Here is a 19,560-nt window from a genome sequence, read left to right as displayed (position 1 = left end):
TCTCCGCTCCCAATATTGATATGTTTTTGTGTTTCTACTTTTTAATCAATACAAATTTTATCTCTTTTGCATTAACTATCTGCTCATGTGTTAGTTTTCTTCCGCTTATCTTTTTGCCGTCAATCTTTATGCAACTGATTGTATTGGCATCGGGCGAACACTTTTCGGTTGTGATAACTACTTTGTTGTTTTTGTAATATGTGGTATCCAATGTGAGTGTTATCTTATCGAATGTTGGTGCAACAGCAGTATATTCTGCTTTTGCAGGACAATCGGGGTAGAATCCCATCATATTGAATACTGCCCACGCCGACATTGTTCCTGTGTCATCGTTGCCCGGTATTCCGTCAGGGGTGTTGGTGAAGTGCTCGGCAAGGAGTCGTTTTACCTCTTTGTCTGTTCTCCACTCTTCGCCTTTGAATGCCGAGAAGATATAGGGGTATGCGATGTTTGGCTCGTTTGCCGGATCGTATAGTTTTTCATCAAATACCATCTGCAATTTGTTTACAAATTTCTTTTTGCCTCCCATCAATTTTGATAGTCCTGCTATATCGTGTGGTACATAGAAGGTGTAGTTCCATGCTGTTCCTTCGTGAAAACCGGGTGAAGGCTCAAAATTCTCTCCCTGTTTTGGATTGAAGGGTGTGAGGAATTTGCCATCGGCTGTTATGGGACGTAGTGTTCCAAACTCTTTGCAATAGTATTTTTTGTATCCTAATGAGCGGTTGTAGTAGTACTCTGCATCCTCTTTTTTACCTAAATCTTTTGCAAGTTGCGATAGTGCATAGTCTGCTACATAGTATTCCAATGAGCGTGATACTGAGTTGTCGCCCGAAAGGTCGGCTGCAAAGATTCCGAATGGGATATACCCTTTTTCGTTATAGGGATCGCAGTCGGGACGCAATGGGTTATCTTTTCCCGGTGTGGTTGCCGATTTTATCATTGCTTCGTATGCACTCTCTATATCAAAATCTTTTAATCCTCGTAGCCATGTATCTACTATTACCGGTATTGCCGGATCGCCTGACATTACGTATGTTTCGCGTCCGTACAACTCCCATCGTGGTAACCATCCACTCTCTTTATACATATCTACCATACTGCGTACCATATCTAATTGTCGCTCGGGATAGAGCAACGATTGTAGTTGGTGTACGTTACGGAAGGTATCCCATAATGAGAATACTGTATAACGGTTTGTTGTGGTTTTCAGATTCTCGCCACTCTCCATTGCCGGATACTCTCCATTTACATCTTGCAAGATGTTGGGGTGTATCAATGAGTGGTAAAGGGCTGTATAAAAGACTGTTTTTTGGTCTTCTGTTCCGCCCTCAACGGTGGCTGTTGACAGATAGTTGTTCCATGTGTTGTAGGCATCGGTACGCACTTTGTCAAAGTTGAAACCTTGTTGCTCGGCATCGAGATTCTCTCGTGCATTCTCGCAACTTACAAACGAAATTCCTATTTGAACTTCGATTTGCTCTCCTTCGGTTGTGTTGAATATGTACCAGTTTCCTATATCATCACCCGACATTACGCGTGAGTATTTGGGATATAGTTTGTACTTTCCGTTATCTACGTCCCACTCTCCCTCAACGCCTGTTTTGTTGCGTTGCATCTTCCAAAAGCCGTAACTCTCAGGGGCTTTGCTTACTCGCATTACAAAGTATATTGGAAAGACTGCTTGGGGTGTGTAACAGAATGTTCCCATTAGTTTGCTTCCCTCAATCTCTGTTGCACTTACTCGGCGAACTGTTGCTCCCGACTCGTTTGTTAGTCCTTCGCCCAAGTTCATAAGTATGTTACTTTGTCCCGCAGGGAAGGTAAATCGCGCTATGCTTGTTCGGGGTGTTGCCGATACTTCGCATTTTATACCATACTTGGTTAACTCGTTTGAGTAGTAACCTGGTGTGGCTTGTTCGTTTTTGTAAGCACTGCCATACTCTTTGTAATCAACTATAAGATCGCCTGTTGTTGGCATTAACAATAGTGAGCCTAACTCAGGACATCCTACTCCACTCAAATTTACATGCGAAAAGCCTGTAAAGAATGAGTTGTGGTATTCGTATGGTGTTGACCACCAACGAGCATCTTTGTCGTATTTATTATCGGCTGAACCCATTACATTGAAGGGGACAACAGACATAAATCCTCCGGGTGAAACTGCTCCGGGATTGGTTGTTCCAAAGTTGGTTGTTCCGATAAATGGATTTACATAATCGGCGGCAGTTTTAGCCTCTACGGCTGCCGATGCTAAAAGCATCATGGCAGCACACAGATAACTATATATTTTCATACCTTATTTATATATTATAGTATGTTTGTTTTTTTAACGAATTCTATTACCTCGCTGATTTTTCCGAATGCCATTCCTGTTACTGTGTCGGCACATCCGTAATATACTGCTACTTGGTCTTTCTCTTTGTCAAAGAGTGCTGCACATGGGAATACTACGTTAGGTACATCGCCTTGTGTTTCGTATGGTGCTGCTGGTGCCAAGATGTAATCTCTTGTACGATACAACACTTTTGTTGGATCCTCTTTGTCAAGGATTGCTGCTCCCATTGAGTAACGGAATCCGTTACATGTTGTGATTACTCCGTGATAGAACATCAACCATCCTTCATCTGTTAAGAAGGGTACTGAGCCTGCTCCTATTTTTGTACATTGCCATGCACTCTCAGGGAATGGTGTTACTTTCATTACACATCGATGCTCGCCCCAGTATTTCATATCGGGTGAGAAACTGATATATATATCTCCAAATGGTGTGTGTCCGTTATCACTTGGACGGCTTAACATTGCATATTTGCCATTGATTTTTTGTGGGAACAATACTCCGTTACGGTTGAATGGCAAGAATGCGTTTTCGCATTGATAGAACTCTTTGAAGTCGAATGTATATCCGATTCCGATTGTTGGCCCATGGTATCCGTTACACCATGTAATCCAATATCTGTCTTCAATCCAAGTTACGCGTGGATCGTATTTGTACTCCGACTCAATCATTTCAGTGTTTCCGGCTTTGAACTTGATTGGTTCGTGGTTTATCTCCCAGTTGATTCCGTCTTTACTGAATCCTGCAAAGATGTTCATTTGAACTGCTTTGTTATCGCAACGGAATACTCCTGCAAATCCATCTCCGTAAGGTACTACGGCACTATTGAATATACTGTTTGATGAGGGTATGTGGTAACGATCAATTACCGGATTTTTTGAATATCTCCACATCACATCTTTACATCCTTCGGGACGATCTTCCCATGGCATTTCTACTTTTCCCATAATGATTTTTTATTTATAAGTTAATAATTTATTCTGTTATATTATCTATTATTCTTCTACTTTCTCTGGTTCTTTATCGGGGTGTGTGAATGGTACAAACCATGCTAATAAGAATGCTGGTATTGATACTAACAATGCGATAAAGAAGAATTTCTCATATCCTACTTGCTCGTATATCCATCCGCTGACCATTCCCGGTATCATAAATCCAAGATTCATAATTCCCGATGCAAAGGCATAGTGTGCCATTGTGTGTTTTCCGGGTGCTACTTGTTGCATCATAAATAGTGTCAATCCAACAAATCCAAATCCGTAGCAGAAGTACTCTAATACTAATCCGCTTCCTATTATATATATGTTCTCGGGTTGTAACAGGGCAAATATGTAATATATTACAAATGGAATATTAAAGATACATACTAATGAGAATAGTACTTTTCTTAATCCAAATGCTGCTATATAGTATCCTCCTGCTATTGAGCCTATGATAAAGGCGATTGTTCCGAGTGTTCCGTAAATCAATCCTATTGATTCGTTGCTCATTCCCAATCCTCCATCTGCTATTGATGCTTTTAGGAACAATGGTACCATTTTAACTGCAAAGCCTTCGGTTAAGCGGTAGCAGATTATGAACAGGATATAGAGCCATACATATTTTTTTGTGAAGAAGGTTTTGAATACCTCTACAAAAGACATTATTGCTCCGTATGTTGAGGTGGGAGCATCGTGCGATTTTGCTCCTTTGGGTAATACAAAATAGTGGTATATTGATAGTCCGCACAACAACAATGCTATCAAGCCCATTATTATCATCCACGCATACATTGGGGCTGTTTCAGGGTTGTTCTCTTTGAACATTGTCATCAAAACTCCTGCAAGTGCTACCATTCCTCCGTTTGCAAGTACTTTTGCTAAATTGTAGAATGCTCCTTGCCAACCTATATATCGTGCTTGGGTTTCTTTATCGAGTGCTGTCAGATAGATTCCGTCTGTTGCTATATCGTGTGTTGCTCCACTGAATGCTATTACCGCCATCATGGCTATTGTGAATGCAAAGAAATTGGGGATAGGCAACATAAAGGCTATAAATCCGAAACACAATCCCGACAACATTTGGGTTGCTACCACTACTCCTTTTTTTGTTCCCCATATCTCAAGCAATGGACTCCATATTGGTTTTAATGAATATGGCAATATTATTAATGATGTCCAGAATGTTATTGATGCTGCATCTATTCCAAGATCAGCAAACATAATTACCGCAACCAACGATAACGCTACAAACGGCATACCCATTGCAAAATATACCGATGGTACCCATGTTATGGGATTTTTTACTTTTCCTTCTTCCATTTTTTTATTCTATAAATTAAAACAGGAGAAATACCCTACAAAAGGGTTTCCTCCATTTATATCTGTTATTTTATCTTTATCTCATCAATGAACATATATGCTCCATCTTTGGGTAGTTGATGAGCGGTGTAACGAATATATCGGCAACTCTCATCTCCAACAAATCCAAAGTTCTTGATTAGCATTCCCTCTGTGTCGCGTGGGACATCGTTTTTGATATGTTTTACTTTACGCCAGGTTTCAGCATCTTCTGACATATATATATCAACATACTCGGGAAACCATATCCATGGACCTGCCTGCTGCATAAAGTTTACCTCTATCTCTTTTATAGGTGTTACCTCTCCCATATCAAGAACTACATCAACATCTTTGTTAAATCCTTGCCAACTGCCATCGCCATAAGATGCTCCGCCGTTGTATCCGTCTGTGAGGGTTGCTTCTCCTTTTGCTACATAATGACTGCAATGGGGGATGTTGTATGATACCTTTTTACCTATTGCCTTGTGGTATAATGGGGTAAATGTTTGTACCTCTGTTATACGCTCTCCGTTTTGGAATATTGCAACCTTTACTGTTGCTGAGTCTTTAACCGATATTGGCATTTGGTACAGTGTTGACTCCATTGTTGGCTCTGTTCCATCTTGAGTGTATCTGATTTCAACCGGCATCTTGTCGCAACGGAACGATAGCTCTATGGTCTGTTTCTCCATATCCACTACCTCTGTGGCTATTACGCTGTTAGAGATTTGATGTGCGTTTATTCCTTTTGCCTTTAAGATATCTAAGTGTTTGTTTGCAGCAGGTAAGAATCTATCCCAATTTTTTGCTTCCGCTTTACTCCAACACAACTCTGACAGGGCAAGTAAACGAGGATATATCATATACTCTGCATGGTCTTCGGTTTGGATGTACTCTGTCCATAGGTTTGCCTGAACTCCTATTATGTGAGATTTCTCCTCTACTGTTAATGAATCGGGAACCGGCTCATAACTATATACCCGACTCAATGGTAAGTAACCGCCTATTGCCTCCGGCTCTGTTGCAGGGTTATCCTGATAAGCATCAAAGTATAGCCAGTTGCCCGGTGTCATAATTGCATCGTGTCCCATTTGAGCGGCCTTGATTCCTCCTGCCTCTCCACGCCATGCCATTACTGTTGCATTGGGTGATAGTCCTCCGTCAATTATCTCGTCCCAACCTATCATCTGTTTGCCTTTTGAGTTTAAGAAACTCTCAATGCGTTTAATTAAATGACTTTGTAACTCATGCTCGTCCTTAAGGCCTTGTTTGTGGATTAGGTTTTGGCACTTTTTGCACTCTTTCCAGTTCTTGTGGTCTGCTTCATCTCCTCCTATATGGATATACTCTGATGGGAATAGTTCGCAAACTTCCGATAGGATGTTTGTTAGGAATGTATAGGTGTTTTCGTTTCCTATACACATTTCGCCACTTGTATAGGGCTTGCCTTTACATGAGTACTCGGGATATGCTGCAAGAACTTCATCACTGTGTCCCGGTATCTCAATCTCGGGGATTATGGTAATGTTTAGTTTTTGTGCGTATGCTATTACCTCTTTTATATCCTCTTGTGTGTAGTAGCCTCCTTTTGCTTTTTCATCGTTCTGGTCGCAATATAATCTCTCGCCAAACCAGAACTCTTTCCAGTTATTGTATGGACGCCATGCGGCAAATGTTGTTAGGCGTGGATACTGTTTTATCTCTATTCTCCACCCTGCTCCATCGGTTAGGTGCCAATGAAGACGATTCATTTTGTAGAATGAAAGTACGTCTAATTGCTTTTTGATAAACTCGACACTGAAGAAGTGGCGTGATACATCCAAGTGCAATCCACGATATGCAAAGCGTGGTGTATCGGTTATTTGCATACAGGGAATTCCATCCTGAGCAAGATATTGTAATTGTGCTACTGTTTGAATGGCATAGATAAGACCTCCAAAATCGACAGCTTCAATATCTATTGATTTTCTTGCTATGTTCAACCTGTAACTCTCAGAGGTTAGTGTTGAATCGTTGGTTTGGCTGATTCTTATTACTCCACTCGCATCTTCTTTTGTTGCTTCTGTTGCCTCAGGATATATTCCTTTTATCAACTCCAACAGATTGCTTTTGTCAGTATCGGATACATTGGTAAAATATACTGAGGGGGTTTCATAGTTGAAACTTCCTGATTTTACTTCTGTTTGTACTGGTTGGGGTATTAGCAACTCGGCTACCTTTGCATTTTTGTTGCTGCAACTCCATACAAGGGTTGCAACAACAAAAAGAAGGAATATTTTTTTTATGCTTGCCATTCTTAAACTCTGTTATTTTACCACAATCTCATCAACAAAGAGGAATAGTGGTAGATTTTTTCCGTCATGCCACTCTGGTCCAACTTTAACGCTCTCTGCCTTGATTTTTATATATTGTGCTTTTACCGGCTCAAATTTTGCTTCAAGCATTTGACGCTCTTGTTTGTATCCCTCGTATCCTGTTGGGATTGCAAATGTTTGGTCGCTTACGGTTGTGAAGTTCTCGCCATCGGCAGAAACCTCTACTTTATAGCTTGCTGCCGGGAAAATCCAGTTTGAGAGGTCGCAAAGTTGACCAACTGATACCTCTGAAATCTCTTCTACTTTACCAAGATCAAGATTTGCTACAAGGTCTTTTGTCTCAAAGGCTATCCAACGACCGGTGTTGAATGCATGTGTTCCTGTTAATCCGTCAACAAGTGTTCTTGGTCCATCATAAACATATTTGGCACAGATTGGCTCATCTAATGTTATTTTGCTTGCTGTTGCTTTGTTAAAATCAAAAGTACACTCATATACACTCTTCTCTAATCCCTCTCTGTCTGAGAAAGTTTTAAGTGTTGCTGTCTCTCCCAACTTGATTACATCTTTATATACTGTGCTCTCTGTTGTTGGCTCTGTTCCGTCTAATGTGTAATAGATTGGTGCATTTCCTTGTGTACGAAGTGTTATGTCGATTGTGTTATCTTGCATATTTACATCGTACGACATTGCTACCTCTAAGATATGTTTCGCAAAGTTGTTTCCGTTCTGAACATATACTTGAACATTCTTATCAAGACGTTTCAAGAAACTTGCCCAATCTTTGTTCTCTAAATTTGTCCATGCAACTTCACTTAATGCATCTAATCGGGGAAGCAACATATATTGCAGATAGTCAAAGTCTTTTATGTACTCTGTCCAGATATTTGCCTGAACTCCTTTTATTCGTGCTCCCTCTTCGGCTGTTAATGATGTATCTACTGGGTTGTAGTTATATACCATCTCTACTGGAATATTTCCTCCAATTGCAAGAGGTTCACGCTCTGTGTCTAATGATTGATAGTAGTCGAAATATAGGTGAGTATTGGGTGTCATAATTACATCGTGTCCTTGACGTGCAGCCTGCAAACCTCCTACTACTCCTCGCCATGACATTACTGTTGCACTTTGTGATAGTTCGCCCTCTAATATTTCATCCCATCCTATCATCTTGCGACCGTTGTCGTTTAAGAATTTTTCGATGCGTTTATTAAAGTATGATTGTAGGAAAACCTCTGCTGAGTGGATTGAATCTCCTACAATGCCCTCTGCTTTTATTCTTGCTTGACAGCGTGGACATTTTTCCCATGCCTCTTTTGGACACTCATCTCCTCCAATGTGGATATATTCTGATGGAAATAGTTCCATTACCTCTGTTAGAATATCTTTAACAAACTCAAAGGTGCTCTCTTTTCCCATACACAAAACATCGCGACTTACTCCCCATGTTTTCATAACCTCGCATTGTTTGTTGAAACATCCAAGATGTGGGTATGATGCAACTGCGGCTACCATGTGTCCCGGCATATCCACCTCAGGGATTATTGTTATTTGACGCTCTGCTGCATAGTTGATAATATCTTTAATCTCGTCACGAGTGTAAAAACCTCCGTAACGTATATTATCATACTCGTTTGTATCGGGACGGCCTATGATTGTTCCATTACGGTATGCTCCAACCTCTGTCAGGCGAGGATATGTTTTGCTCTCCATACGCCAGCCTTGGTCATCGGTTATATGCCAGTGGAAGACATTCATTTTGTGCATTGCCATCAAATCTAAGAACTCTTTTACCTCCTCTACTGAGAACATATGACGTGCTACGTCTAAGTGATTCCCACGATATGGCATACGTGGAGCATCTACTATTGATGCACATTTTGCACTCCACTCTACTCCTTGGGCAAGTGTTTTGCCGTAGATTTGTGCAGGAAACAACTGTTTTAGTGTTTGAATGGCATAGAACATTCCGTTTGATGCACTTCCCTTTATCTCAACTTTGTTTTTTGATATGTCAAGGGTATATGCCTCTTTCTCTAATGTACTATCTAAAGTGAAACTTATTGTAGCATCTGCTGCATCTTTTTCTGTTGTAACAGTATAGCCTGTTACGTTTGCAAGCATTGATGCAAAATTATCGATAACCTTTTCAGTTGCAGAATCTATATCTCCATAATATCCAATTACAACATTGTTTGGTAACTCAAATGTTCCACATTTGGGCTCAAGGTTATTAGGCATTGGAATAATTGTATATTCCTCTACTGAAGGTTTGCACGATACCGCCGCAAACAACACTACTGAAATACATAGTGCAACTAATGTTGAGATTTTTTTCATAAGTTAAATGTGATTAGTTTATATATTATTTTTAATTACTCCGTTTTACCGCAACTTAATAAATAGTCAAATTTTGGGTAAAAATACAAAATAAATATTTCATCTCCTAATATATAGAGATTAAATTATATGAACAGGAAGTGTTTTTTACCTATATCAAATTTTCATAAAATTTATGGGTAAAAAAAGTGCTAATGATTTGGATATGAGTTTTATTATCAGTATTTTTGCAACTTACATAGGAGTTTATTCTTTCAATAAAAGAGGAACCTCAAAATATCAAATTTTTGTGGAATAATTTAAAATTTGAAATTAATAATTTGTTGATATATAATATATTATAGTGATGAGTAAAGAAATTTTGAAAAACTTCTTGTTTGTTGCTCTTATGCTGATGATCTCAATTTTTTCGGCTTCGGCAGAGAAACAAAACGATTGGGAAAATCAACACGTTTTTGCAATAAACAAAGAGAGGGGTCATGCATCTTATATGCCATACCCCAACAGAGAGAAGATTTTTAAGGATGATAAAAGGGTTAAATTTCCTTGGGCTACTACCAAATCGGAATACTTTAAATCACTTAACGGCAAGTGGGCTTTTAGTTTGGTTGATGAGCCTTCAAAGCGTCCCCTTGACTTTATGAAAGAGGGCTATGATTTCTCAAATTGGGATACAATACCTGTTCCCTCAAACTGGGAAATGCATGGATACGACCAACCTATCTATTGCAATGTTGAGTACCCTCATGAGAGCAACTACCCTTATATCCAACGCAGAAAAGGTTATGATGGTTATGGTGTTAACCCCGTAGGTTCATACCACAAGGTTGTTACTGTTCCTGAAGGCTGGAATGGCAAACAAATTTTCCTTCATTTTGGTGGAATATATTCGGCTGCGTACATTTGGGTAAATGGCGAAGAGGTTGGGTATACTCAAGGTGCTAATAACGACCACGAATTTGATATAACTCCTTACGTTAAACCGGGCAAAGAGAACAGAATTGATGTTCAAGTGTTCCGCTGGTGCGATGGTAGTTATTTGGAGTGCCAAGATATGTTCAGAATGAGCGGTATATATCGCGATGTTTATATGTTTGCTACTCCTAAAACCTTTATTCGCGACTACTATATCACTTCTAAACTAAACCCCGATGAGGGTTATAAAGCTGGTGATGTTAAAATTGAGGGCTGGATAAACAATAGAGACAAAGAATCTGCTACATCTACTATTAATGTTGTTATTGAGACTCTAAAAGGTGACACTCTTGTTTGTTTTGAACCTAAAACAGTAACAGTAAAGGCTGGTGGAGAAGAAAAAGTGACTCTAAACGGAAAGGTGAAGAATATTGATCTTTGGAGCGCTGAGCATCCTAACCTTTATAATACCATATTCTCTTTGAAAAATAGCGAAGGTGTTGAGGTTGAGGCTTTCTTGGTTAAATACGGATTTAGAGATATTAAAATTAAGGATGCTCAATTCATACTTAATGGAACTCCTATAATTCTTAAAGGGGCAAACAGACACGACACTCACCCTGTATATGGTCGCGCTGTGAATACAGCATCAATGGTTAAAGACGTTTTAATGATGAAACGTGCAAATATGAACACTATTCGTACTGCCCACTACCCCAACCAAAGTAAAATGTACGATATGTTCGACTACTATGGCCTGTTGACTGTTTGTGAGGCAGATGTTGAGTGCCACGCTAATCAGGCAATAAGTAACGACACAACTTGGGAGGCTGCTTTTGTTGACAGAGGTTTAAGAATGGCTTTGCGTGACCGCAACCACCCTTCGGTAATTATGTGGTCGTTGGGTAACGAGTGTGGCGACGGTATAAACTTTGCCGCTGAGCGCGCAGCAATAGAGGCTGTTGATGATAGACCTATCCATTATGAAGGAGGATGGCAATATTCTGACTTTACAGGCAATATGTATAGAACTATTGAGGAGCTTTGCAAAACCGATACAACATCTAATCCAAAAGCATTTTTTGCTGACGGAACATACAAACCTCACTTCGTTTGCGAATATGCTCACGCTATGGGTAATGCAATAGGTAATCTTAAAGAGTATGTTGATTACTTTGAAGAGAACAACCGCACTATTGGAGGTTGTATCTGGGACTGGGCTGACCAATCAATATATCATCCTCAACTTTTAAAGAAGGGCATACGTCAACTTGCTACCGGTTATGATTTCCCCGGACCTCATCAAGGAAACTTCTGCTGTAATGGTATAGTTACTGCAGAACGTGAAGAGACTCCTAAACTGAAAGAGGTTACTAAAGCATACCAACCTGTTGCTTTCTCGAACTTCAACCCTGCCACTCAAATGGTGACTCTGAAAAACAAGTTCCACGATACAGATTTAAAGGATCTATATATGGTTTGGACTCTTGCTTGTGACGGAAAAGAGATTAAAAGAACTACCCGAAGCAGTAAAGTAAATCTTCCTGCATGCGCTCCCGGAGATAGCATCAAAATTGAGATTCCTTACGGAATAAATATGATTACAAACCCCGATGCAGAATATACTGTAAAGGTTAATCTGTTCTCTAAACGTAAAACGCCTTGGGGTATAGAACACCCATTTGCAACAGAACAATTTATTGTTCGCGAAGGAAGCGATAAGACTGAGGTATTCAGAGAGTATATTGTTGATAAGATTTCGTTTGAAGATACTGACTCTTTATTGATTATAAAGGGACACGATATGGATGTTACATTCAATAAAAATACAACCTTTATTACATCGTTGAGATACCACAACGGAGAGTTCCACGAGGAGATGTTCCCAACAGGCGAAGGTCCAAAATTTGATAGTTATCGCTGGATTGAGAACGATGGCTGGAAAGAGGTTGATACTCTTGTTACTGAGTCATTCTCTTACAAAAGAGCAAAAGACAAAAAGAGTATGTTAGTTTCAGCAACTGTAAGTTCAATAAACAAATGTAACTACACAATAGAGTATGAGATATATGCTAATGGACATATTATAATGGACATTACATACCGTCCATTGACTGAGAATCTACGCCGTATGGGACTTTCTGCCGTGGTTGCTGGCGACAAACACAATGTTGAGTACTACGCAAGAGGTCCTTGGGAAAACTACGTTGACCGCAAAACTGGTGCATATCTTGTAAATCACAAGACTACTGTTGAGGAGATGGAAGAGAGCTATATGAAACCTCAAACAATGGGTAATCGCGAGGATTTACGTTACCTATCTTTGACTGATGATGATGACCACGGTATTGAGATTAATGTTAAAGGACAAGCATCGTTCTCGGCTCTCTACTTTACCGATATGGAGTTATCAAAACTTAAACACGTTTGGGAGTTACCCGAAGCGAGAAGAGATAATATAATCTTACATATTGATTATATGCAACGTGGTATAGGTAACGCAAGTTGCGGTCCTCAAACTATTGAGAAATATCGCATACCCGGTACTGGCGAGTTTAAACACAGAGTATCGATTGACCCTCACTGGCCAATGCCTACATTCTAAGAAGTGGAAGGGTTATATTATCAAAGGAGCATTGCAATGATGCTCCTTTTTTTGTTGGTAAGAAGTTAAAGACTTTAGGGGCTCTTAGGTCTTTAGGGGGGCTAAGGTTACTAAGTTTTTTGGACTAATTGATCTTATTAGGGTAATCGGATTAACAAGCAAACCTTTGTTGTTGGAAGTTTAAAAGCCTTGTTAAGGCTCAAATAACATTACAAAATTTATTTATAAAGAACAAAATCTATTTTATTTGCATATTTATAAATTAGAGATTACACTTGCAGCGTAGCATTGCTTAAGTCTTGAGCAATAAACAAAATCAAACTGACTTTTAAACCAATCGAATACTCATTAATATCTCTTTCTCTCAATAACAGGGGAAAATGTTTATCGGTTACTCAACCAATATCCTCGCTCGATTATAAAGGGAGCTCATAGAAAATATCATACTTTTACATTGCGAACCTAATACAAATAGGTTTATAAATTTCTTATCATTAACTTATTACAAATCCTAATAAAAAAAGTAATCATGACAAAATATGAAATTATCAATGGCGTTGCTACGATCCCTGAAAGAACAGCAGAAATTGTATATGGAAACTTCAACGACTATGAGTTAATTCTTCGTTAACATGTATTGGAGATGGAGCTTTCTCTGTCTGGAAAAATTTAACATCAATCACTATCCCCAACTCTGTGACTTCGATTGAAGAGAATGCTTTCTGTGATTACTCCTCTCTTAACTCAATTTATGTAACAAAAGGGGATAGCGATAGAGTTAAAGGGATGTTACCTGAAGAGTTGCATAAGTTTGTAAAAGAATTGGAATAGCTGTTAGTTGCTGGAATAAAAAAACGGAGAAAGTTTTTCAACTCTCTCCGTAGTACCCAGAGCCGGGGTCGAACCGGCATGGAAGTGAATCCACTGGTGTTTGAGACCAGCGCGTCTACCGATTCCGCCATCTGGGCGTGGTAAAACGATGCAAAGGTAATACTTTTTTATAAAACTGCAAATAGTAACTTAAAAAAATAGTCTATTTTTATTTTTAACCAAAAAAAATAGTTACTTTAGCAAATAATATATATTAGTTGCATATTATGGAAAACAGACGCATCCCCGAGTCGGAATTTATTATAAATGCCGATGGTACAGTGTTTCATCTTCATCTTCTCCCTGAGCAGTTAGCAGATAAAATAATTATGATGGGCGATCCTGCTCGAGTAGATATGGTAGCAGAGTTTTTTGATACTATTGAGTGTAATATCTCAAGTAGAGAGTTTCATACTATTACTGGTAGTTATAAGGGAAAGAGAATAACAGCAATGTCGCATGGTATAGGTGGAGACAATATAGATATTGTAATGAGTGAGTTGGATGCTTTGGTAAATGTTGATTTTGCCACACGCACAGTAAAGGAGGAGAAGAAGAGTCTTACCATTGTTCGCATAGGCACATCAGGCGGATTACAACCCGATATTGAGTTAGGAACAAACCTAATCTCGGTACGCTCTATGGGATTTGATGGAGTATTAAACTTTTATGCTGGTAGGGATAGTGTGTGCGACCTCGACTTTGAAGATAAATTTTGTAAAGCAGTGGGATGGAATCCTCAACACGCCTCGCCCTATATTGTTAGTGCCAACTCTGAACTTGTAGCACGTCTAAACCAAGGCGATATGCAGGAGGGTGTAACAATATCGGCAAATGGCTTTTATGGTCCGCAAGGCAGATATTTACGTTTACCTCTTGCCGATGCTGAGTTAAACGCAAAGATTCAGAGTTTCCGTTATGGTAATGAACGAATTACAAACTACGAGATGGAGGGTGCTGCTCTTGCCGGTTTAGCTCTTTTGATGGGACATAAAGCCGCAACAGTATGCAATATCATTGCAGGGCGAGCAACACACTCGGCAAACACCAACTACAAAAGCGGTATGCCTTCGCTAATTGAAAAGGTATTGGATAGAATCTAATACTCCCTGATACAGCACTACAAAGTATAAGCGAACAATAAATGCCATAAATACTCTCCCCCTTTCAGGGGAGAGATACTCAAGAGTGTTATTATGCCGATAACTTGAATAATTGGCGAAAATAGAGGTTCTATATTTTAACTCTCATCATCATCAACCAAAATTCTAACAGTCGATTTCTCTCCAATTGTTACACCTTTACCCGTAGCATTTGAAAGTTGTATAAAGAAATCTTTATCGCCTTCATTATTTTGGTTGTTTATAATGTTTACTTTAAACTCCTGTTCGGTAACTCCTACTGGAAATATAAGAGTTGCAGTGCGGTCTTCATAAACTTTCCCTTGAACACCCGAGCCGGGGAGTGTTGCAATATAAACCGAACACTCTTGCTCCCCACCATTCAAAAGTTTAACTTTAACAGAAACCTCTCCATCGGTCTCTTTCACTGATATAAAGTCAGGTTCAATAATAAACTTGCCACTGCCATTATCTACCAATGAACTCTCCTCTCTTAAATCTTCGTGAGAGAGGAACACCGAAAACTCGTTTATTAGCGGAACAGCAAGAGAAGAGGTGATATTTAATCTTACAGCCTCTGCCTCAACCACACTACCCTGAACAATTCGCTTATAACCTATTGTAGAGCCTTTGGCATACTCTTGCCAACCATCATTGGTTTTAACATCCACACTCCACTCGGCAACACGTTGTCCTAATGGGATATACTCCTGAAACTGCACAATATCAAATTTTACACTCTCTCCAAAATTAAGAGTAATACTACCTGTTGTAGAACTGTCGTTCATTGTCCAATAGGTATCGTAATCATTATCAATACTCTTATTGGCTGCGTAGGTATTGCAGTTACCTCTCACTTCGGTAGCACTTGCGGTTGTATTTGAAGGAATAATATTATTATCAAAAGTGGTGTCGATATACTCTTTATATTTTTTCAAGATAGCGATATACTCATCAGTAATCCTACCGTTTTTGTCTGGCGGAATATTTAATATAAGCGGAGTACCACGTCCAATAGATTTCATATAACGCTCCTTAAATAGGTCGGTAGCCGATTTCACACCTCCACCATCACCATAAAACCACCCATTACGAATAGATACATCTGCCTCAAGCAGGAAGAAGAACTCCCCTTCGGGACGGTTTTTACAATCATCAGTAGTAACACCGCAAGTATCCATTTTGTGCCAACAAGGGTCGGGAGCCTGTCCTTTTTCATTCATAGCCCATGCGCCATCAACCTTGCAGGTGTCGCCCATTGCACAACTTTTAAAGGCACGCAAAGCATCAATCCAAATATAGGCGGTAGGCTGATACTTTCGCATAACATCAACAAACCTATTAAAATCATAAACAGGAGGATTATTAGAGCCAGTTGCACCATCTAACCAAATCTCAACAATCTCCCTGCGTCCAAGTTTCTCATTATATCTGCCATATTTACTTAAAACCTCGTTGAGCTGAGTAACATAAAAATCGTTGTATAACTCTGAAGTGTAGTTACCACCCACGTGTTCTTCGTAGGCATCCCATGGCGAAAGATAAACACCCATATCAATACCATATTTTGTACACGATACCGATAGTTGCTCAAAAAAATCCCCATTGCCATTAAGGTATGGCGATTGTGCAATAGTGTGCGGATTAACTTTGTTAGCTTTCGATGGCCATAAACAGAAACCATCGTGATGCTTACCCGTAAAAACAATACGGTCAAAACCACACTCCTTTAATACTCTTGCCCATTGGTCGGTATCAACAGTATCTGAAGGGTTAAACAATGTAACCTTCTCATGTCCATCGCCCCACTCTTTGTTAGTATAAGTATTCATACCATAGTGGATAAATGCCGCATGGGGGTTGTGCATATATGATAATTGTCTTTCGTTAGGGATAGGGTATAAGGGAGCAGGAGGTTGCACAGAACTTTTACACGATGACACTATAATTGCAGATACAATTGCTAAAAATGATATAAAATATTTCATAACTTGTTTTTTAATATAACTCACAATATTGCGAAGATAAATAATTTTTTTGAATAATAACGATGTAGTAATTATCTTTGCATACTTTCAGAGGTAAAGCAATAATGTTTAAACGCATAAAGGAGAACATAAAAAAACTATTTTCAAGAGTAGTTGCCAACTTAAAACGATTATCACCTAAAACAGGGATGATAATATTGGCATTGTGCATACCTTTCTACATAATTTCGTTTGCTCAAATGGCACTTCCCATAAGTGCTGCCACAAAAGGGGTACTATGGTTTGTCTTTTTTGGATTGGCAAAAACAACACAATATACAGGACTTACCATTCTTGGGGTATCAGGCATAAAAAATCTGAAGAATTATATCAGAGAGCGAAATAATTGTAAAAAATAGAAAAATATTTTCTAAATAATTAATAAAATTAAAATCTATATAAAGAATAAAATGTAACATATTCGCTTATTTTTTATAAATTTGCGACTTCAAAACATAACAGTTTCATATTATGAACGATCAATTAATACAAATAACCACAAGGTTAAAAGGTTTACGCGATGCCTTGGATATTACTCCAGCAGAAATGGCACAGATGAGTGGTATTGAAGAGAGTGAATATATTAACTACGAATCGGGTAGAGTAGATATTCCCGTAAGTGTATTACATAAAATCAGTCAAAGTTGTGGAGTTGATTTATCAGTTCTTATGTTTGGTGATGAGCCTCACATGAGCAGTTATTTTTTAACACGCAAAGGACAGGGAGCAGCAGTAGAGCGTACAAAAGCATATAAATATCAATCGTTGGGAGCAGGTTTCCGTAATCGTAAAGCCGATCCCTTTATTGTAACCGTTGAACCCAAAAGTGATGATACACCTATACATGAGAACACTCACTCAGGTCAAGAGTTCAATATGGTAATTGAAGGTCGTTTAATGCTAAAGATAGCAGGTAAAGAGATAATTCTAAACGAGGGAGATAGCATATATTTTGATGCACAACGTCCACACGGAATGAAAGCATTGGACGGCAAACCTGTAAAATTCCTTGCAATAATAATGTAAAAAAGGGAACATCCCACTTGAAATATGTTAGAAAGATTTTTAAAACAGACATCGTTCTCATCACAAGAGGACTTTATGAAAAATTACAAAGTTAATGTCCCTGAGAACTTTAACTTTGGATACGATATAGTTGATGCGTGGGCAGAGAAAGAGCCTAACAAAATAGCAATGACATGGGTGAGTAGCGAAGGCGAACATATCGATTTTACCTTTGCCGATATGAAACGCGAGAGCGACAAAACTGCATCATATTTCAGTTCGTTAGGCATAGGTCATGGCGATATGGTTATGCTTATCTTAAAACGTCGTTATGAGTTTTGGTTCTCAATAGTAGCACTTCACAAACTTGGAGCAGTAGTAATACCTGCAACACACCTATTAACCGAAAAAGATATAATATATCGTTGCAATGCAGCCGATATTAAAGCAATAGTTGCAGTAGGCGATGATATAGTTATCAACCACATAAACAACTCAATAGAGAAATCTCCATCGTTGGAGAAATGTATCTCAATAGGTCCAAAAGTACCCGAAGGCTGGGAAGATTTCCACAAAGGAATTGAGGAGGCTGCACCATTTGTAAAACCTCAAAACCCCAATAAAAACGATGATATATCATTAATGTACTTTACCTCTGGAACAACAGGTAACCCAAAAATGGTTATCCATGACTTCACCTATCCATTGGCACACATAATAACAGGCTCATATTGGCACAACCTTAAAGAGGATAGCCTACACCTTACACTTGCCGATACAGGCTGGGGAAAAGCCGTGTGGGGAAAACTATACGGACAATGGATTGCAGGAGCAACAGTATTTACATACGACTTTGAGAAGTTCGAAGGAGATGATGTGCTTAAGATGATAAGCAAATACAAAATCACCTCGTTCTGTGCCCCACCAACAGTGTTCCGTTTCTTTATCAAAGAGGATCTTACAAAATATGATATTTCATCATTGAAATATTGCACAATAGCAGGAGAGGCATTAAATCCCAAAGTTTATGATGAGTTCTACCGTTTAACAGGTATAAAACTTATGGAGGGATTTGGACAAACTGAGACAACCCTAACCGTTGCAACTTACCCTTGGATAACTCCAAAACCGGGTTCAATGGGAGTTCGCAACCCTCAGTATGATATTGACCTTTTAACTTCTGACGGACGCTGGGCAGAGGACGGAGAGCAAGGACAACTTGTAATTCGTACCGACAAAGGCAAACCCCTTGGATTGTTTATGGGCTACTATCGTAACCCCGAACTAACTGAAGAGGCTCACCACGATGGAATATATTACACAGGTGATGTTGCTTGGCGTGATGAAGACGGATACTTCTGGTTTGTTGGACGTGCCGATGATGTAATCAAATCATCAGGTTACCGCATTGGACCATTTGAGGTAGAGAGTGCCTTGATGACACACCCTGCTGTTGTAGAGTGTGCCATAACAGGAGTGCCCGATGAGGTTCGTGGACAAGTGGTTAAGGCAACAATAGTTCTATCAAAAGAGTACAAGAGCAAGGCGGGAGCAGAACTTGTAAAAGAGATTCAAGATCACGTAAAACGTACCACAGCACCCTACAAGTATCCTCGCGTGGTAGAGTTTGTAGATGAGTTGCCCAAAACAATAAGCGGTAAGATTAAACGCTACGAAATTCGTAAGAAATAGATATAACATTG

Annotated in this window: 12 protein-coding genes and 1 tRNA gene; 6 read left to right on the top strand and 7 right to left on the bottom strand. The window is 39.2% G+C overall.

Translation table 11 applies throughout. The features are described from left to right. Window positions 1-34 precede the first annotated feature (34 nt). The 5 genes from IKK64_02560 to IKK64_02540 all read right to left on the bottom strand — a co-directional run bounded on the left by IKK64_02560 (window position 35) and on the right by IKK64_02540 (window position 9,314). On the bottom strand, window positions 35-2,296 hold the full coding sequence (locus IKK64_02560; protein ID MBR4118944.1) for a GH92 family glycosyl hydrolase: 2,262 nt from the start codon (window positions 2,294-2,296) through the stop codon (window positions 35-37). 14 nt (window positions 2,297-2,310) lie between these two features. Then, window positions 2,311-3,285 carry a glycoside hydrolase family 130 protein gene (locus IKK64_02555; protein MBR4118943.1) on the bottom strand — a complete coding sequence of 325 codons (975 nt, stop codon included), beginning with the start codon at window positions 3,283-3,285 and terminating at the stop codon, window positions 2,311-2,313. Window positions 3,286-3,333: 48 nt separating this feature from the next. Continuing rightward, window positions 3,334-4,638 carry an MFS transporter gene (locus IKK64_02550; protein ID MBR4118942.1) on the bottom strand — a complete coding sequence of 435 codons (1,305 nt, stop codon included), beginning with the start codon at window positions 4,636-4,638 and terminating at the stop codon, window positions 3,334-3,336. A 65-nt stretch (window positions 4,639-4,703) separates the two neighbouring features. Then, the gene (locus tag IKK64_02545; protein MBR4118941.1) at window positions 4,704-6,953 is read right to left on the bottom strand and encodes a family 20 glycosylhydrolase; all 2,250 of its coding nucleotides are present in this window, start codon (window positions 6,951-6,953) and stop codon (window positions 4,704-4,706) included. 12 nt (window positions 6,954-6,965) lie between these two features. Next, entirely contained in the window at window positions 6,966-9,314 is a 2,349-nt protein-coding gene (locus IKK64_02540; GenBank protein ID MBR4118940.1) for a family 20 glycosylhydrolase, read from the bottom strand. 346 nt (window positions 9,315-9,660) lie between these two features. Here IKK64_02540 and IKK64_02535 point away from each other — a divergent pair, with 346 nt between their 5' ends. Together IKK64_02535 and IKK64_02530 are read left to right on the top strand one after the other, a co-directional pair. Continuing rightward, window positions 9,661-12,834, top strand: a complete 3,174-nt coding sequence (locus IKK64_02535; protein ID MBR4118939.1) for a DUF4981 domain-containing protein — start codon at window positions 9,661-9,663, stop codon at window positions 12,832-12,834. A gap of 636 nt (window positions 12,835-13,470) precedes the next feature. Further along, window positions 13,471-13,665 carry a leucine-rich repeat protein gene (locus IKK64_02530; GenBank protein ID MBR4118938.1) on the top strand — a complete coding sequence of 65 codons (195 nt, stop codon included), beginning with the start codon at window positions 13,471-13,473 and terminating at the stop codon, window positions 13,663-13,665. Between the two features lie 53 nt (window positions 13,666-13,718). On the opposite strand, the gene IKK64_02525 is transcribed toward IKK64_02530, so the two are convergent. Continuing rightward, window positions 13,719-13,802, bottom strand: a tRNA-Leu gene (locus tag IKK64_02525). Between the two features lie 129 nt (window positions 13,803-13,931). On the opposite strand from IKK64_02525, the gene IKK64_02520 reads away from it, so the two are divergent. Further along, entirely contained in the window at window positions 13,932-14,807 is an 876-nt protein-coding gene (locus tag IKK64_02520; GenBank protein MBR4118937.1) for a nucleoside phosphorylase, read from the top strand. A 137-nt stretch (window positions 14,808-14,944) separates the two neighbouring features. Here IKK64_02520 and IKK64_02515 read toward each other — a convergent pair whose 3' ends face one another. Continuing rightward, the gene (locus tag IKK64_02515) at window positions 14,945-16,813 is read right to left on the bottom strand and encodes an alpha-L-fucosidase (GenBank protein MBR4118936.1); all 1,869 of its coding nucleotides are present in this window, start codon (window positions 16,811-16,813) and stop codon (window positions 14,945-14,947) included. 128 nt (window positions 16,814-16,941) lie between these two features. Between IKK64_02515 and IKK64_02510 the strand changes: the two genes are divergently transcribed. From IKK64_02510 to IKK64_02500, 3 genes are all read left to right on the top strand, one after another. Then, window positions 16,942-17,211 (top strand): hypothetical protein, encoded by a 270-nt coding sequence (locus IKK64_02510; protein ID MBR4118935.1) that lies wholly within the window; start codon window positions 16,942-16,944, stop codon window positions 17,209-17,211. Window positions 17,212-17,323: 112 nt separating this feature from the next. Then, window positions 17,324-17,878, top strand: a complete 555-nt coding sequence (locus IKK64_02505) for a helix-turn-helix transcriptional regulator (protein ID MBR4118934.1) — start codon at window positions 17,324-17,326, stop codon at window positions 17,876-17,878. A gap of 24 nt (window positions 17,879-17,902) precedes the next feature. Further along, window positions 17,903-19,549, top strand: coding sequence for an AMP-binding protein (locus IKK64_02500; GenBank protein ID MBR4118933.1), 1,647 nt, complete (start codon window positions 17,903-17,905; stop codon window positions 19,547-19,549). Window positions 19,550-19,560 lie beyond the last annotated feature (11 nt).

This window comes from Bacteroidales bacterium (genome assembly GCA_017521245.1).
Classification (GTDB): Bacteria; Bacteroidota; Bacteroidia; order Bacteroidales; family G3-4614; genus Caccoplasma_A.
This window is presented reverse-complemented; position numbering and strand designations above follow the sequence as displayed.

Coding starts and splice junctions, on each gene's coding strand:
- IKK64_02560 (MBR4118944.1), bottom strand. CDS start 2,296: ATGAAAATATATAGTTATCTGTGTGCTGCCATGATGCTTTTAGCATCG.
- IKK64_02545 (MBR4118941.1), bottom strand. CDS start 6,953: ATGGCAAGCATAAAAAAAATATTCCTTCTTTTTGTTGTTGCAACCCTT.
- IKK64_02540 (MBR4118940.1), bottom strand. CDS start 9,314: ATGAAAAAAATCTCAACATTAGTTGCACTATGTATTTCAGTAGTGTTG.
- IKK64_02515 (MBR4118936.1), bottom strand. CDS start 16,813: ATGAAATATTTTATATCATTTTTAGCAATTGTATCTGCAATTATAGTG.
- IKK64_02500 (MBR4118933.1), top strand. CDS start 17,903: ATGTTAGAAAGATTTTTAAAACAGACATCGTTCTCATCACAAGAGGAC.
- IKK64_02535 (MBR4118939.1), top strand. CDS start 9,661: ATGAGTAAAGAAATTTTGAAAAACTTCTTGTTTGTTGCTCTTATGCTG.
- IKK64_02550 (MBR4118942.1), bottom strand. CDS start 4,638: ATGGAAGAAGGAAAAGTAAAAAATCCCATAACATGGGTACCATCGGTA.
- IKK64_02505 (MBR4118934.1), top strand. CDS start 17,324: ATGAACGATCAATTAATACAAATAACCACAAGGTTAAAAGGTTTACGC.
- IKK64_02520 (MBR4118937.1), top strand. CDS start 13,932: ATGGAAAACAGACGCATCCCCGAGTCGGAATTTATTATAAATGCCGAT.
- IKK64_02555 (MBR4118943.1), bottom strand. CDS start 3,285: ATGGGAAAAGTAGAAATGCCATGGGAAGATCGTCCCGAAGGATGTAAA.